Source organism: Gelria sp. Kuro-4, assembly GCF_019668485.1.
Taxonomy (GTDB): Bacteria; Bacillota; DTU030; order DUMP01; family DUMP01; genus DUMP01.
The window spans coordinates 151,278-166,798 of sequence record NZ_AP024619.1 but is presented as its reverse complement, the minus strand read 5'-3'; the positions used below and the strand labels follow the sequence as shown (position 1 = coordinate 166,798).

Genomic DNA, 15,521 nt, shown 5'->3' with positions numbered 1-15,521 from the left:
CGGACGCGCTACCGCGAACTGCGCGCACTGGGTCTACCAGAGTGGGTCGTGCATCAGTTTGCGAATGCCCGCAAAGGACCCTGGCGCATGGCCAATGGGCCAATGAACAGGGCCCTGGGCATCGCCTACTGGGAAGCCCAGGGCCTCATGAGTTTAACCGCACGTTACCAAAGCGTTCGTCAAGCTTGGTGAACCGCCGTATACCGAACGGTACGTACGGTGGTGTGAGAGGACGGGGGCTAGCCGCCCCCTCCTACTTGATTTTGGCCTTCTGACCTTCCGTAGAGGCGTACAGCGCCTCACTGAACACACGACCGTGGTTTCTTGTCGGGTCGTGCATCCAGCGGGCTTATCCCGAGTGGACGCTTGAAGTCGCACAGACAAACTGCAGGGCGGGAGCTGAGTTCTTCGCCCGTACGGTTCCACTAATAAATACCCTTACTCCCACCACTTGCGGGGCTTATCCGGCGGAGTCATGTAAGTAAGCCGGCTGTGTTTAACTCCCATCGCAATGCAGCTCTCTAGCATTTTCATGGCTGCGAAGACAGGGTCGATAACCGGGATGTCGTAACCTGTTTCCTTCAATCTTTTATGGAGATTCATAGCCATCCCCATCATGCCGGTACATCCCAATATAAGCACATGAACCCCGTCTTTTCTAATTGCCTCAAGGCCCTGCTGGTAAAGAGCATTTTCCAATTTATCCCGGTTACCTAGTTCTAAAACCGGAATGTCAACACAGCGGATAGAAACAAGCCTGCCTGCGATACCAAGTTTGGAAGCCAAGTCTTCCAGCATGGGGACCACGTTAGGTAAAACAGTGACTATGCCCAAGTGCTGCCCTAACCCAGCGGCCAAGAGTATTGAGGGTTCAAACCCGCCATATACCGGTATGTCAACTAGTTCCCGCGCAGGTTTTACCCCGGGGTCACCGAAGCAATCGATTATCACCCCGTCAAATCCATTTTGCGCAGCCTTTTGTACCTTATTTAAGATATCAGGTACCGCCAATGCCTCATCGAATTCACTTTCGATTGAGGCCGGCCCGTAGTCAAGATTTTCCACATCAAACTCTACCCCCGCACCCGCGTAAGCGCCGAATTCCCGCCGTACTTCTTCGTTGAAAACAGCGGAAGTTATGGGCACAATTACCTTAATCCGCATCGCACCTTTCCTCCTCGTGAATTCAATTCTTTGCGTTCTTCAGGTCGCCGGCTGCTTTTACCCTGATCCGCGTGGCATTACCGGGCAGGTAAGCCAGCGGCACATCCTCCACTTCAACAATCTGGACCGTGGATGGCTCGGCGCCGGCCTTGACCGCTTCTTCAAAGGCTATTGCTTTCGCCCGCCTGAGGGCTTCCTCGCGTCCGATCTCGCTTAGGGAGTATACTCGTTCAACCTGACCACTTACCTGCGCGATGGCAGCACCGAGGGCGTTGGCCACCTCATAGTTTTCAGGGTGAACGATTTCCGAGACCCCTTCTACCTCATTGGTTATTATGATACTTCCTCCTCCGACAACGATCAGCGGTACTGGGTCAGGGGAAAGCTTCATTTTGTCGATTGCCTCGTTGACCATCGCCGATATCTTATTCAGAACTGCCTGGGCAAAATCTCTTTCGATATGACTTACCTTGGCCGGGTCGCCCACCTCGGCTAAGCCTAAGCGAACGGCAATATCCGTGGCGGTCAAAGTGTTTCCACCGAATACTAGCGCTTCCTCGGTTAACCGGTAACCTACGCTATCGGGACCTACTTTAATCTCGCCGTTCACCTCCCGGATAATCGTTCCACCCCCCAAGCCGATCGAAATGAGATCGGGCATCCGGAAATTAGTACGAACTCCTCCGATTTCCACCGCCGCCGATGACTCGCGGGGAAAGCCATTAACCAGGACCCCGACGTCACTGGTGGTTCCCCCCACGTCCAACACAATGGAATTGTGCCGGCCGCTCACGAAAGATGCCCCACGGATGCTGTTGGTTGGTCCGCAGGCGACTGTCAGGATAGGGTACCTGAGGGCATAGTCGAGGGACATCAGCGTGCCGTCGTTCTGGCAAAGGTAAATACGGGCGTTCTTAACCCCCTCCCGCTCCAGGCTTGTTCTAAAGCCAACGGCCGTGGTTTTGGCCACCTGTGCCAGCGCCGCATTCAGGATAGTCGCGTTTTCCCGTTCCAGGAGACCAATAGAGGCGATTTCATGAGAAAGGGAAATAGGTAGTGCCCCCAACTCTTCCCGCAAAATTTCAGCAGCCCGCATTTCGTGCTTCGATGAGATCGGTGAAAAAACCGACGTTACGGCCGCTGCGTCCACCTTTCCCTTCAGTGCCCGAGCCGCCGACCTCAATTCTTCCTCGTTTAAGGCGGCGATTTCTCTGCCGTCGAATTCGTGCCCCCCGCTCACTATGAAATACTCTGCGCCCACTACCTGCACCAGGTCTGATGGCCAATCCGCCATTGGTGCAATCGCCATTGTTGCAGGCTTGCCAATTCGGATAATCCCCACCCGGCAGAGGCGCTTGCGTTCGACGATGGCATTAGTACAGTGAGTTGTCCCCAACATAGCATAGGAAATATCGTCTTTGCTTACTCCTGATTGCTCCAGTACCATACGTAACGCCGTGTATATACCTGTAGTCACGTCTTCTGTAGTAGGGGTCTTAACCTTTGCCACCAGGTTAAGTTTTTCATCAATGATCACGGCATCAGTGTTCGTGCCGCCCACGTCTATACCCAACCGGTAGTTCATTGTGCTTCACCGCCTTTTACCAACTCTTCGACTGGAACATAGTCCAAATCGTAACCGAAATAACGCGGTCCCACCGTCTCAATGCCTTTGGGCGTGCGCCATTTGGGATCGCAGGGGATGCCCAACACCAGAATACGGTGGCCATACTTTAGTCCTTCGGTGGTGATAGGGATGGCGGTCTCTAAGTTAACTATGCAGATTAGATCAGGCACTGAGGCTATAACTTTGTCTCCTTTAAGGGCTACCAGGTTTTCGTTCTGGAATTTGACCTCCAACGACTCGCCTCTGTATTCTTCTATCCCTTCAATCCTGGCTTCACCGCGGGCGAACCCGCCTTCTGTCCGTCTTAAAACGTCTACTACTTTCCCCTTAAACAATTTGAAACCACCCGTTACTCTCAACAAAGCTGCAGTCGGGTTTTCCCCCACTCGCCGGGCTTCCTGAACGGCCCGCCCGATTCTTGCCGAATAGGACACAATATTTATTATTGCCGCCTCTTTAAGCACTTTACCGGTCATCGGGTAAATGCTTAACATTGCGGATCCTCCCATGGTTACAACGGCGTTCCTGGCGATACTCTCGGCCCAGTGATTGTTTATGGTTTCCATAATGATGAGGTTGCCTTTTTCATCAGTAAGGGTCATGGGAGTAGCCGAGACGTTGTAGAGATGAAAAGTAACCATTTGAAGCTCGGGGAAAGCACGCCCCATGCCATCGCAGTCCACCAGAGGAATCCCAAGACGAGCGGCGATGGCGATGGGGATCATCGAATTGATCCCTCCCGCCTCGATGGGGAGAGTGGCAAAGATCTCCTTCCCCAAGTAGTTTCTCAGTCCGTTAAAAGCCCTGAAGATTTCCTCGCCGTTTGGTATTTTCTCCAGTAACACCGTCGGCGCTCCCATCATGGCCGTTGGTACCACCACGGCGTCATCCGGTACTTCTTCCGGTTTTATCACGGTAACCGGACCGTATGCTTTAATGGCCTGTAAGGCCATGAGTTTCCCGACATGCGGATCTCCACCCCCACCGGTACCCAGGAGAGCTGCACCCAGCGCAATGTGTTCAACCGCCTGTGCGTCGATTCTTTCCATGCCGTTTCCTCCTCGTAATGCACCAGATTTGCCTGCACCCCATCCGCAGGGCAATTATCAGCACCGCAACTGCCCGCAGGCAGCCACATGGTGCGTGCCCGATCGAAAAAACCTTACACACCTTTTTCTACGGCAGGAGAAATGTTTTTCGCCTTCAACGCGGTAATAATCAGATAACTTAGCATGGAAACGGCTATCCCGGTTACCGGTGCGATCCCTGCCTTGAAAGCATTAGCAGCAACCACACCTAACAACCAAGATAGGACACCCGGCCGGTTAACGCCCGGATAGGCGCTCCACCTGGAAGGATCACCTTTACCCAAAACCCAGTAGTCGGCAATCATAACCCCGGCTACGGGTGGTATGCCGGACGTCAGGACCATGAGGTAGTTAAGAAAATAATTAAGGATTCCCGCCACCGCCAACACGGTTCCTAACCCACCTGCAACGGCGGTAGCCAGTGCTCTCTTGTCATCGCTTAATTTAAACATGTTGGTAATCGCCAGGCCGCCCGAGTAAGCATTTACTGTATTTGTCGTCCACGTTGCCAGAATAAGGATAATCAATCCGACTGCCGGGATCCCCATCTCCGTCAAGACTATAGTGATGTCGTATGAACCCGCCACCACTGCCATGACGGCCCCCATGAAAAGCATCGCCACCCCGGCCGGCCACACACCGATCACTGAAGAGAGAATAGCGTCTTTTCTGCCTTTGGCGTATCTAGAATAGTCTCCGGCTATGACGCCTCCCACCGCAAATGTTCCAACTGCCAGGGCGATTCCTTGTAATAGCGAAAAAGGTGTGGGCGGTTGGTACGTCGAAAGCACCTGGAGGCCGTACTTTGAAATGGCAACATATGTCCCGTAGATAGACAAAATAATCAGAGAGGGCACAGCGACGTAATTCAAGTATTTCAACGCGTTAAATCCAAGCATGGCCGTCGCTAACATAATCACGCCCCAAACCAGGGAAGAAAGCCATACCGGTATGCTTACTCCTGTCCACGATTTCATGATGCTGCTGAATGCAGCTCCACAAACATTAGCCTGTACGCCAAACCACCCTAAACAGGCAATACCGAGAACGAAGGATATAAGAACCCGCGAACCGGTGATTCCAAAAGCGGAACCGGCAGTAATAACTGTAGGCCTTCCCAGATCTGCCGCCTGCATTCCTTGAAAGCTCATATACAACACTACGATGGTATAGCCGATAACCCCGGCAAGAAATGCATTAGGTAAAGTTAAACCCGTTATTAAGGCGCCTCCCATCATTAGAGCAGGTACGCAGATCATTACCCCGATCCAAATGAGAGCAATGCTGTACCAGGGTTGTCTGCTGTCTTGAGGAACCGCCTCCAGGGCATATTTTTCAAACGCGTCACCTTTCTGCCTACTGTCCAAACCAGCTCATCTCCTTTCTACATCTTCTAATCTTTAAACCTTTACCCGTTGTTTCTTGTCATCATCCTGCTTCCTCACCTCCTCACCTTTAAGAAAACAAACAGGCCGGAGCCTGCTTGCATGAGCCGAGCGGGCCTATTCTGCCATGTTTGTAGCGCTTGTCAAGCAAATGCAGTGAACAGCTCCTTGGCCAACCATCGGCTTACATAACCAGCAGCGTTTTTACTGCTTGAAGTCAGAGCAGGTAAAGCTTTTTAGTAGTTTAATAGGTTGATCCCACATTTGTCAAGGTGGTGGCAAAAAAATTTTCTGCCAACCGCACCTTTCCCAATAGCCAATAAATACGGGGTTCTCTCGAAGAGCAATATCAAGATATCAAGAGCCAGCGGGTTTTCAGAGATCTTGTTTTACAGAAATTTAACATAGAAGCTGGCGCAAAAAACTTGACGCAGCTATACAGGCGGTTGTATAATCCCGACAAACATTAATTGAATAATCGAAGGTAATTGTACAGATTATTGGAAGGGTGCCTAGGGTTCCGGCAGGAGCGTCTGGACCAAGCGGCACCGGCCGGCGGAGCCGGTTACACCGTTAGGATAAAAGCCTTTCGGAAGGTTCCAGTTCTTGAATCTTCCGAAAGGCTTTTTGCTATATCATAGACAAAACGGGGAGGAGAAAATGTGTACAAGAAACCGGAGGCAAAAGACATTTCGGGCTGTGCCATTGTCGGCATAATCAATGAAAAAGGCAAATGCATCCGGGGTGACGTCATAACGAACGCCATTGCGGTGATGCACGAAAGATCCAACGGCCTCGGCGGAGGATTTGCCGCCTATGGCATATATCCGGAATTCAAGGATTATTACGCGTTTCACGTAAGCTATGACGATGAGGGAACAAAAGCATCCGTGGAAAACTTTTTGCAGGAAAAGATGGTGCTGGTCAAAAGCGAGGCCATCCCCGTAAGAAAAAAGATGCACCTGCCGAATATTCCGATACTCTGGAGATATTTCCTGGAGGTGCCCAAGAGCAAGCTTTTGTCGGGAGTGTCGGAGGAAGATTATGTGGTTTCAGTGGTGATGAGAATAAACACCCAGTTTGGCGGCGCTTTTGTGTTCTCCAGCGGCAAGAACATGGGAGTGTTCAAGGGAATGGGGTATCCGGAGGATGTGAGCCGCTTTTACAGGCTGGAAGAGTATGAAGGGTATCTCTGGACGGCTCACGGTCGTTTTCCCACCAATACCCCCGGCTGGTGGGGAGGGGCACATCCCTTTGGACTCTTGGACTGGGCGGTGGTCCACAACGGCGAGATTTCTTCATACGGCACCAATAAAAGGTATCTGGAGATGTTCGGTTATCAATGCACGCTCATGACCGATACGGAAGTAATAGTTTACATGCTGGACCTGCTCTTAAGAAAGCACAATCTGCCGCAGGAAATAGCTCTCACGGCTCTGGCTCCGCCTTTCTGGCGCGAAATAGACGAGATGGATAAAAACAAGATGGAGGCCATGACCGCCCTGAGAATGGTATACGGCAGCGCCCTTTTGAACGGACCTTTCAGCATAATCATTTCCAACGCCAATTCAATGGTTGGCCTTACGGACAGGATTATGCTAAGGCCGATGGTGGCGGCCAGGAAGCAGGATACCGTTTATATGTCTTCAGAGGAGGCCGCTATCAGGGAGATTTGCCCGGACCCCGACGATGTGTGGAGTCCCCAGGGCGGAGAGCCGGTTTACGCCAGATTGGAGGAGAGACCATGAGGATGATACCGCCGGAGTTTATGGTGAAAATAGACGAGAAGTGCAGCAAGTGCAAAAGATGTGTGAGCGAGTGCAGCTTCGGCGCCTTAAAGTTCGATAAAGACAGGGTTGTCGCCGATCACGAAAAGTGTGCGGCGTGCCACCGCTGTGTCAGCCTTTGCCCCGCTGCGGCCATCACCGTGGTAAAATTCCCTCTGGCACTTAAAGAGAACAGCCTGTGGGGTCAGGACATACTGAGGAACCTGTGGAAACAGTCGGAATCCGGCGCCAAGATACTGACCGGGGCGGGGAACGACAAGCCTTATCCGATCTTCTGGGACAGAATGCTGCTGGATGCCTGTCAGGTAACAAATCCTTCCATAGACCCTCTGCGGGAACCAATGGAGCTCCGGACTTATATAGGCAAAAAGCCGGATAGGCTGGAATTCTGGCAGGATAAGAAGGGCGAGATGAAGCTTACCACGGTGATGGAGCCTCAGATCAGGCTGGAAACCCCTATCATATTTGCGGGTATGTCTTACGGCGCCGTAAGTCTGAACGTGCAGCTTATCCTGGCGCGAGCCGCCAGGGAACTGGGAACGATCATGAACACTGGAGAGGGCGGCCTTCCGCGGGAGCTTCTCCCGTACAAGGACAGTATTGTGGTGCAGTGTGCCTCCGGGAGGTTTGGGGTGAATCTTTCCTACCTGAACTCCTGCGCTGCCGTGGAGATAAAGATAGGCCAGGGGGCCAAACCCGGCATAGGCGGGCACCTGCCCGGTGAGAAGGTCACCGAAGATATATCCAGGACCCGGATGATACCCGCCGGAACCGACGCCATATCGCCGGCGCCGCACCACGACATTTATTCCATCGAGGATTTAAGGCAGCTCATTTACGCCTTGAAGGAGGCTACCAGGTATAAAAAGCCCATCGGAGTGAAGATAGCGGCGGTGCACAATGTGGCGGCCATCGCCAGCGGGGTGGTCAGGGCCGGCGCGGATATACTGACAATCGACGGATTCAGGGGGGGAACGGGGGCGGCGCCCCAAGCGATAAGGGACCACGTGGGCATCCCCATCGAACTGGCTCTGGCCAGAGTGGATGAACAGCTCCGGAAGGAAGGTATAAGGCACATGGCTTCCGTCATCGCCAGCGGGGGCATAAGGCAAAGCGTCGATGTTGTGAAGGCCATAGCCCTGGGGGCCGATGCGGTAGCCATCGGGACTTCCGCCCTGATCGCCATGGGGTGTCACCTCTGCCAGAAGTGCCATACGGGCCTGTGCGCCTGGGGCATAGCCACCCAGAAACCGGAACTGGTGAAGCGCCTGGATGTGGAGGAAGGAACAAAAAGACTTACCAACATGATAAAGGCGTGGAACCTGGAAATTAAGGAAATCCTGGGAGCACTGGGAGTAAACTCCATCGAAAGCCTCCGGGGCAACAGGGAAAGGCTCCGGGGCATCGACTTGGATGAGGTTTCTCTGGATATTTTGGGCATAAAACCCGCAGGAAAGTAACGGAAATCGTGCTAAGCTTGGTGTGAGCTTTTGCCTTTCGAAGGCGCCTGAGCTTTTTCCCGGCAAATTCAAACCAGGGCCTCACCACTGGGTGGTTTCAGGCCGTTACATTCCCGCTATAATTCAATTTATGAAAGGGGTGTATAAAGATGAAAATCGATGCGAAGGGGTTAAATTACCGCGAACTGAACGAGCGGATTCATGATGCGGTGGCCCGGGGGGTTAAGGAGATCGACCTGGTGAACGTCCTGGGGCAGAGGTACATCGGCACAGGGGTCGACAAGGATGTCACCCTCAACATTTATGGGACTCCCGGCAGCGACCTGGGGGCTTTTATGGACGGGCCCAGGATCAACGTTTTTGGCAGCGGACAGGACGACATAGGCAATACCATGAACGGTGGCACCATTGCCATACACGGCGACGCGGGAAACGTTATAGGGCTCTCCATGCGGACCGGCAAGATTTTTGTAAAGGGCAGTGTGGGTTACAGGGTCGGCATACACATGAAGGCGTACCAGGACAAGTACCCGGTGATAGTGGTAGGCGGCAGGGCGGGGGATTTCCTCGGCGAGTACATGGCCGGCGGGAAGCTCGTCGTTCTAGGGCTCTTTAAGAAAGAAAAGGACCCGGTGGTCGGTCGCTATATAGCCACTGGCATGCACGGCGGCGCCGTGTACATCCGTGGCGGCGTCAACAAAAACCAGCTGGGCAAGGATGTGGCGGTAGAAGAAGTTGGCGATGAAGAAAAAACAGCCCTTAAAGGGGACATAGAAGCCTTCTGCAGATATTTTGGGGTGACAGAAATTGACGACATATTATCTTCTCCCTTTATCAAGCTGTCGCCCAAGAGCAGCAGGCCTTACGGTAAGTTGTATGCATATTGACCGTTAACGAAGGGCATCAAAGCTCAAGTGAGGTAGAGTAAAATCGTCGCAGGTGGATCTCCCCGGGAGTATCGGGGGAAGGAGGGAGCCACCACCCCCCTAGGGGGGTCCCTTCTTAATCTGGCTTCGGTGGATATTTCTTCCTTCTCGAAGTAGAGGGGCATCGGAATAGCCCCCCTTTGACTAAGGCTTTGCATACGCTCCGACAGCTTCGCGCGGCGATTGGCATATGGCAGGAACTTTGTAGAGTGCTTTCATAGCTGTCCGGCATCCTTTAAGGCCCGGCCATAACTCAGCCGGGCCTCAACGTTTCTTATCGGCCGGTTTTTCTGAGGGCGATGTGCGCCTCGGGCGTTGAGAGGCCGCCGAACGCGGCACCACGGTCGTCTATTCGACTCATATTTTGGCCGATTTAGAACGGGCCTGCGACCGGATCGGGCTTCTACACGGGGGAACGATTGCCGTGGAAAAAGCGATTGACGAGCTGAAAGCAGATGCCGGGCGCATCCAGGTGGTTTGGGAAGGAGAGCCGCCGGAGGATCCGAGAACCTGGCCGGAAATAGCGGCCTGTGAACGCCGTGGCCGCGTGTGGTCCTTGACCGTAACTGAAAATGCCGCCCGGGTTGTAGATAAGATCAAAGCGGCCAGAGCAACTTTCTTCGAGGAGCTGCCGCTTTCGCTGGAAGACTGGTTTATAGCCTCAGTGGGGAGGGACGTGCAGCATGAAAAGAATAGTTAACTGCCACCTCCTTTTCCGCGAGTGGATACAAAACGGTTATCTGATGATCCTCACGGGTTTGGTTCTGGCTTTCGGGCTCAGCTGGTACACTCTGCTTTGGTTGGTCAAGCACGGCCCGGTCGCCGACCTGCCCTACCTGCCGCCGGAATTCACCCCGGCTACTTACTGGGCACACGACTTAGTAGTTAAGTTGGCCTACGTGAACCCGGAAGTGTTCACTGCTCCGGGCTTCAACTATGCCTACAACGGCTATCCCGGCTGGGGAACCTTTATCCTGCTTATGGTTTTAGGCGTAACGCAGATGGCCGGCGAACGCTACGGGCGAAAGCTGGAGCATCTGCTGGCTCTGCCGGTGACGAGGGGTGAGGTTGTGCTGACAAAGTTTTCCGCCGGCACCCTTACGCTCACCTTGGGAACGGCCTTGGGCCTGATAATAACGGGCCTCCCGGTCCTCTTTCTGCCTACGCCGCCCGGCCTCACTTTCCCGGTTGTGGCCGGGACATACCTGAGGTGGTGGTCGGTCTTCCTCACCGTTTACGCCCTCGCCTTTCTCGCGGGAACCGTGGCCGGCAACTGGCGCTCGGCCGTACTCTGCTGCGCGGCTCTAGAGTTTGCCCCCTTCTGCCTGGCCCTGGCGGCCGTTGCGGTGCTCATGACCTTGGGCGTTGACCCCGGCAGGCGGTATTTATGGCAAATCTTCCACTACGGCCCGCTCTTAACGCCGGTGATACTCGTCCAGGAAGGCTTCGGGTGGGAAGGTACAGCTCTTATGCTGCTCACTTCCGCGGCCGTCCTGGCTGCGGCTGTGTGGGTTTTCCAGGCGGCGCCGTTTGAGAAGAACGGAGAGTTCTTTTCTTTCGGCAACAGCCGGGCCCTTCTGGGAACTGCTTTTGGCACGGTTGCGGCCGTCGTGCTTAATTGGACCGTTTACCGAGGGGTCTTGGGGGGAAAGCCGAATTGGTTGGTAGCTCTAGCCGTACTCATTGTGGCCTTTGCCGCCGCATTTCAGGCAACGCGTTTTGTGGCGCGCAAAGGAGTTAGCTAAGAATCAAAGAAAAATTATTTGGCAAAAACTGAGGAGGAAAGTAGAATAAAGGCAGAGCTTCCAACGAAGGTGGGCAGCGTAGAACCGAAAAAGGAGGAAGGTGAGCGTGAAAGTCCGGCGCTTCATTGCCGCGACTGCTTTAGTGGTGCTTCTTTCTGGTGAGACGGCCTGGGCCGCCCCGCTGCGACTTATCGTCAATGGTGAGGACGTGACGAAAGCCGTTTCACCGGAGCTTACGAAGGGTACCGTTCTTGTGCCCCTCCGGGCTTTGGCCGAGGCCGCCGGTTTTTCTGTGAGGTGGGACGAAAAAACCAATACGGTGTATCTTGATGCGCCCTCGGCGGATTCCGGCATGCCGCGCTTGGTGCTCTTGGAGCGGGCGATGTTCGTCCAGGCTCTGGCGCCGCGTTCGCCCGAGGAAGCCGCTTTAAAGTGGGCCGAGGGGGTTAAGACGCGAAATGGAGCCCTGCAGTATGCGGTGCTGGCCCCCGAGGTTCAAGAGGCGACGAACATACGGCCCTATATGGTAACCGGTGTGTCCAGCCCATGGGTGGAAGACTACGATGTAGAGGCCCTGGTTCAAAGGGGTGACGGCGGAAGCGCCCGTTTCCACGTGCGCTACAATATGTGGACCTCCTCAGGCTTTTTCGGGGTAGAAGAAGAGGAAATCCTGGTCAGAAACTACGGCGGTCGGGACGGTTGGCGGGTGGCCGAGATTCGGGCGGTGGCGCCGCCCGAGGAGAAGCAGGCCCCGCCCGGTCAAGGGCCGGAGCGCCAAACTGTAGTTCCTTTCCTTACTGTAGACAAAGCCCAAGAGACCGCGCAGGACTTGGGCGCCTACCCGGTGGCCCGCGCCGTCTGGGACCTGGAGGCGGGGAGGCTGCTTTTCCCCGGGCGCCGCTTGTTCGAAGTAAGAGCGAAGCCCGCCTTCGGCGGTTTCTTCTTCAGCTGGGACGGCGGCGAACGGGTGGCCCTGGTTCCGGAAAAGGGTAGCGACCTATCCTTTACTGAACCTCCCGGGTCGCCGGCGGAGATCCTTGCCGGGGCGAACGCGGCAGCCGGTCTCGACCTCGTCCTGGCGCTGAGCGGGCGCAGCGAGATCCTGATTGTGCGCGGGCAGCGGGGGCCGGAGACTGCCGCAGAACTCGAGGTCCGGTCGGCGGCCGGCGCAAAGAAGGTGCCGCTTACGCCGGACTGGGATCGGCAGGTGGAACTCTTCCGGCCGGTGGCGGCGGAATGGGCCGGCGCGCAGGTAAAGGCGTATTTTGAGTTCACGCGTGCCGACTCCCGGGGCGAGCCGTGTTACGGGCTGGCGGAGGCGATCTGGTCGCCGGAGGGTGTGAGGTGGCGCGTGATTGCGGACGACCTGCCCATTTTCGAGGCGGGTGCCGGTACGCGCATGGCTAAGCTTGGCGACACCGTCTACATCGCCACGCAGGAGGCCAAGGTGCTGGCGGTGGATACAAGAAGCGGCCGGGTTGCCTCCTGCCCGGCCGTTGACGCGGCCCTGGCTGTGTTCGCCAGAAAGTACGCCGCCCGCACGGAAGCCGCGACCCCGCCCGACCTCACTGCCTACAAGGACACCCTCATCGTTTCCTGGCGGCCGCCGGCCCTGGAGGAAGAGTGCGCGAGCGGCGAACTGCGTGATAAGATCGTGCCGGTGAGCTGCACCCTGGCCGTGAGAGACGGTGAGGTCCGGGGCGAGGTCGATGTGGCCCGGGGTCGCCTCACGGTGCTGAAGGACGGCCGCCTTACCCAGGCCTTGTGGCTGTCGTGCCCGGCCAAAGCCTTGGACTGGGTTTTTCCTGGCTGCAACTAGCCGGAAGAAGGCCGATTTTTGCCAAAAACGGCGCCGAAACGGCTGCAGCGCAAAAAGCTCGCGTAAAAGATCCCTTGACATATGGCAATGTCCCCTGTAATATAATCAGCAGTAGGCAATCAAAGCGGTTAAATTCGATGAGCGGGAAGAGTAGGCGGCATATCCAGGTTATAGAGAGCCGGGGCGGTGGAATTCCGGTACCTGTGGGTGTCGTTGAATGGGCCCGGGAGAAGTCATGCGAAATTGTAGTAGCAGAGACCGGTGGTCTACCGTTAAAAGACAGGGTATCGAAGTGTAAACTTCCGTACCTGAAATGAGACGGCTGCGTTTAGGTGGCTAGCGGATGCGAAAGCATTTCGCCCTAAAGAGGGTGAAGTGCTTTTTTGTTATCTAGACGGGCTGAAGTTGGGTGGCACCGCGGGGGTACCTCGTCCCAGTAGGACGAGGTATTTTTTTTTTACACTGAGAACAACGAAAGGGAGTGGAACCTTGATACTTCCTGGGAAATCGGCATTTTACGGTTTGAGAAAGAAGGGAGGCATCGTACCGGTAATATTGAAGATAAACGCAGACGAACTTACGCCTATCGGTTTATTTTACAGTTTAAAAGGGAAGCGCAGGTTCTTACTGGAAAGTGCGGAAAACGGCAAAAAGTGGGGCCGGTACTCCTTCTTGGGCCGTGATCCATACATGGTGATTAAAAGCTATAGAGACGAGATATATGTGGAAACCGGCGATAAAACGGAAGTTATAAGAGGCAGGGTGCTCGATGAGGTTAAAAAGCGCATGGGCGGCTACCCCGTCCTGTCTGCAGCTGAAATGCCCGCTTTTACAGGCGGTGCAGTGGGCTATGTGGGTTACGACGTCGTAAGGCAGTACGAAAAACTGCCCGATGAGAACCCCGACGTCATCGGAATACCCGAGGCGTGCTTGCTGTTTTATAAAGAGGTCATAGCCTACGACCATTTCTACCATACAGTTTCCATCATTTACAACGTAATGCCGGAGGAACAAGCAGAGTACGACCGGGTCGTCGAGAGGCTGAATGCAATCAGAGAGGAGATTATGAAGCCGGGCAGGATCCATCCCTTAAATACGTCAGGCAATTTGAGCGGCCTGGAAGCAAACTGTGATAAGGAGGCCTTTTGCGAGATAGTAAGAAAGGCGAAAGAGCATATTGCGGCGGGAGACATATTCCAGGTGGTGCTGTCTCAAAGGATAACGGCCCAAACGGATATCGATCCCTTTGCCGCCTACAGAAAGCTGAGGTCTTTAAATCCCTCGCCGTACCTGTTTTACATTGATTTTGAGGACTTTCAGATCGTAGGTTCATCGCCGGAGAGTTTGGTGAGCGTTGAAGGCCGGGTTGTGAGGACAAACCCCATAGCAGGTACAAGGCCCAGGGGAAGGACGAAAGAAGACGACGAGAGGCTGAAGGAGGAGCTGCTTTCGGACGAAAAAGAGCGGGCCGAGCACGTAATGCTGGTAGACCTGGGAAGAAACGATCTCGGTAAGGTAAGCAAATTCGGCACTGTAAAAGTAGATAGGTTTATGGAAGTGGATATGTATTCGCATGTAATGCACATAGTTTCTACCGTATCCGGCGAACTGAAGGAAGATAAGACCTGCTTCGATGCGCTTGTGGCGTGTTTGCCTGCGGGTACGGTGTCCGGGGCGCCGAAGGTAAGAGCCATGGAGCTGATCGATGAACTGGAGAATGCAAGGCGCGGTGTATACGCAGGGGCGGTGGGTTATTTCGCCTATACGGGCGATATGGACATGTGCATTGCCATAAGGACGATTGTGTTTAAGGACGGAAGTGCTTATATACAGTCCGGTGCGGGTATCGTGTACGATTCGGTGCCGGAGATGGAGTATCAGGAAACGCTGAATAAAGCCATGGCGTTGAAGGAGGTTTTGTAGATGGTGCTTTTAATCGATAACTATGATTCGTTTACTTACAATTTATACCAGTACATTGGCGAGTTGTACCCGCATGTTGAAGTGGTCAGAAATGATGAGGTAACAGTGGATGAAGTAATAAACTCAGGCGCCGGAAGAATTGTCTTGTCGCCGGGCCCCGGAAGGCCTGAGGATGCCGGCATATGCGTCGAGCTTATAAGAAAATTGGAAGGGCGGGTACCCCTTCTCGGCATCTGCTTGGGACATCAGGCGATAGGTTATGCTTATGGAGCGAAGATCGTAAGGGCAGGTAAGATAGTGCACGGAAAGACATCGATGATAATACACAACGGGCATTGGGTATTTTACGGTGTCAAAAATCCCATATGTGCGACCAGATACCATTCGCTGGTGATAGAAAAAGAGAGCCTGCCGGAGGAACTGGAGATTACTGCACGTACATCGGACGGAACGATTATGGGTATAAAGCATAAGAAGTTACCGGTATACGGCGTTCAATTTCACCCGGAGTCTGTCTTGACAGAAAATGGCAAGCAGATATTAAAGAATTTCTTGGGAGGGATTATCAATGCGGCTTGAAGCCGCTGAAAAAGATCG

At 54.2% G+C, this 15,521-nt stretch carries 12 protein-coding genes and 1 other annotated feature; of the genes, 8 read left to right on the top strand and 4 right to left on the bottom strand.

Translation table 11 applies throughout. From position 1 onward, the window contains the following. Positions 1-438 precede the first annotated feature (438 nt). The 4 genes from K5554_RS00930 to K5554_RS00915 form a co-directional block, all read right to left on the bottom strand. A complete protein-coding gene (locus K5554_RS00930) occupies positions 439-1,164 on the bottom strand; it encodes an aspartate/glutamate racemase family protein (RefSeq protein ID WP_221039312.1) in 726 nt (241 codons plus the stop codon). A 22-nt stretch (positions 1,165-1,186) separates the two neighbouring features. After that, complete coding sequence (locus tag K5554_RS00925) at positions 1,187-2,749, bottom strand: hydantoinase/oxoprolinase family protein (RefSeq protein WP_221039311.1); 1,563 nt, start codon at positions 2,747-2,749, stop codon at positions 1,187-1,189. After that, on the bottom strand, positions 2,746-3,840 hold the full coding sequence (locus K5554_RS00920) for a DUF917 domain-containing protein (RefSeq protein WP_221039310.1): 1,095 nt from the start codon (positions 3,838-3,840) through the stop codon (positions 2,746-2,748). Before K5554_RS00920 ends, K5554_RS00925 begins: the two co-directional genes overlap by 4 nt. Before the next feature lie 113 nt (positions 3,841-3,953). Further along, positions 3,954-5,246, bottom strand: coding sequence for a cytosine permease (locus K5554_RS00915; RefSeq protein WP_221039309.1), 1,293 nt, complete (start codon positions 5,244-5,246; stop codon positions 3,954-3,956). Between the two features lie 680 nt (positions 5,247-5,926). On the opposite strand from K5554_RS00915, the gene K5554_RS00910 reads away from it, so the two are divergent. The 8 genes from K5554_RS00910 (at position 5,927) to K5554_RS00875 (ending at position 15,503) form a co-directional block, all read left to right on the top strand. Continuing rightward, complete coding sequence (locus tag K5554_RS00910; protein ID WP_221039308.1) at positions 5,927-7,012, top strand: glutamine amidotransferase family protein; 1,086 nt, start codon at positions 5,927-5,929, stop codon at positions 7,010-7,012. Next, positions 7,009-8,511, top strand: a complete 1,503-nt coding sequence (locus K5554_RS00905) for a glutamate synthase-related protein (RefSeq protein ID WP_221039307.1) — start codon at positions 7,009-7,011, stop codon at positions 8,509-8,511. The genes K5554_RS00910 and K5554_RS00905 overlap by 4 nt, the downstream gene beginning before the upstream one ends. Before the next feature lie 149 nt (positions 8,512-8,660). After that, positions 8,661-9,398 (top strand): hypothetical protein, encoded by a 738-nt coding sequence (locus K5554_RS00900; protein WP_221039306.1) that lies wholly within the window; start codon positions 8,661-8,663, stop codon positions 9,396-9,398. A gap of 463 nt (positions 9,399-9,861) precedes the next feature. After that, a complete protein-coding gene (locus K5554_RS00895) occupies positions 9,862-10,137 on the top strand; it encodes a DUF4162 domain-containing protein (protein ID WP_221039305.1) in 276 nt (91 codons plus the stop codon). After that, complete coding sequence (locus K5554_RS00890; protein WP_221039304.1) at positions 10,121-11,182, top strand: ABC transporter permease subunit; 1,062 nt, start codon at positions 10,121-10,123, stop codon at positions 11,180-11,182. The genes K5554_RS00895 and K5554_RS00890 overlap by 17 nt, the downstream gene beginning before the upstream one ends. 106 nt (positions 11,183-11,288) lie before the next feature. After that, positions 11,289-13,001, top strand: a complete 1,713-nt coding sequence (locus tag K5554_RS00885; RefSeq protein WP_221039303.1) for a copper amine oxidase N-terminal domain-containing protein — start codon at positions 11,289-11,291, stop codon at positions 12,999-13,001. Positions 13,002-13,129: 128 nt separating this feature from the next. Continuing rightward, positions 13,130-13,440 (top strand) — a binding site (T-box leader). 50 nt (positions 13,441-13,490) lie between these two features. Beyond that, on the top strand, positions 13,491-14,924 hold the full coding sequence (trpE, locus tag K5554_RS00880) for an anthranilate synthase component I (RefSeq protein ID WP_221039302.1): 1,434 nt from the start codon (positions 13,491-13,493) through the stop codon (positions 14,922-14,924). Next, entirely contained in the window at positions 14,925-15,503 is a 579-nt protein-coding gene (locus tag K5554_RS00875; protein WP_221039301.1) for an aminodeoxychorismate/anthranilate synthase component II, read from the top strand. The last annotated feature ends 18 nt before the right edge of the window (positions 15,504-15,521 follow it).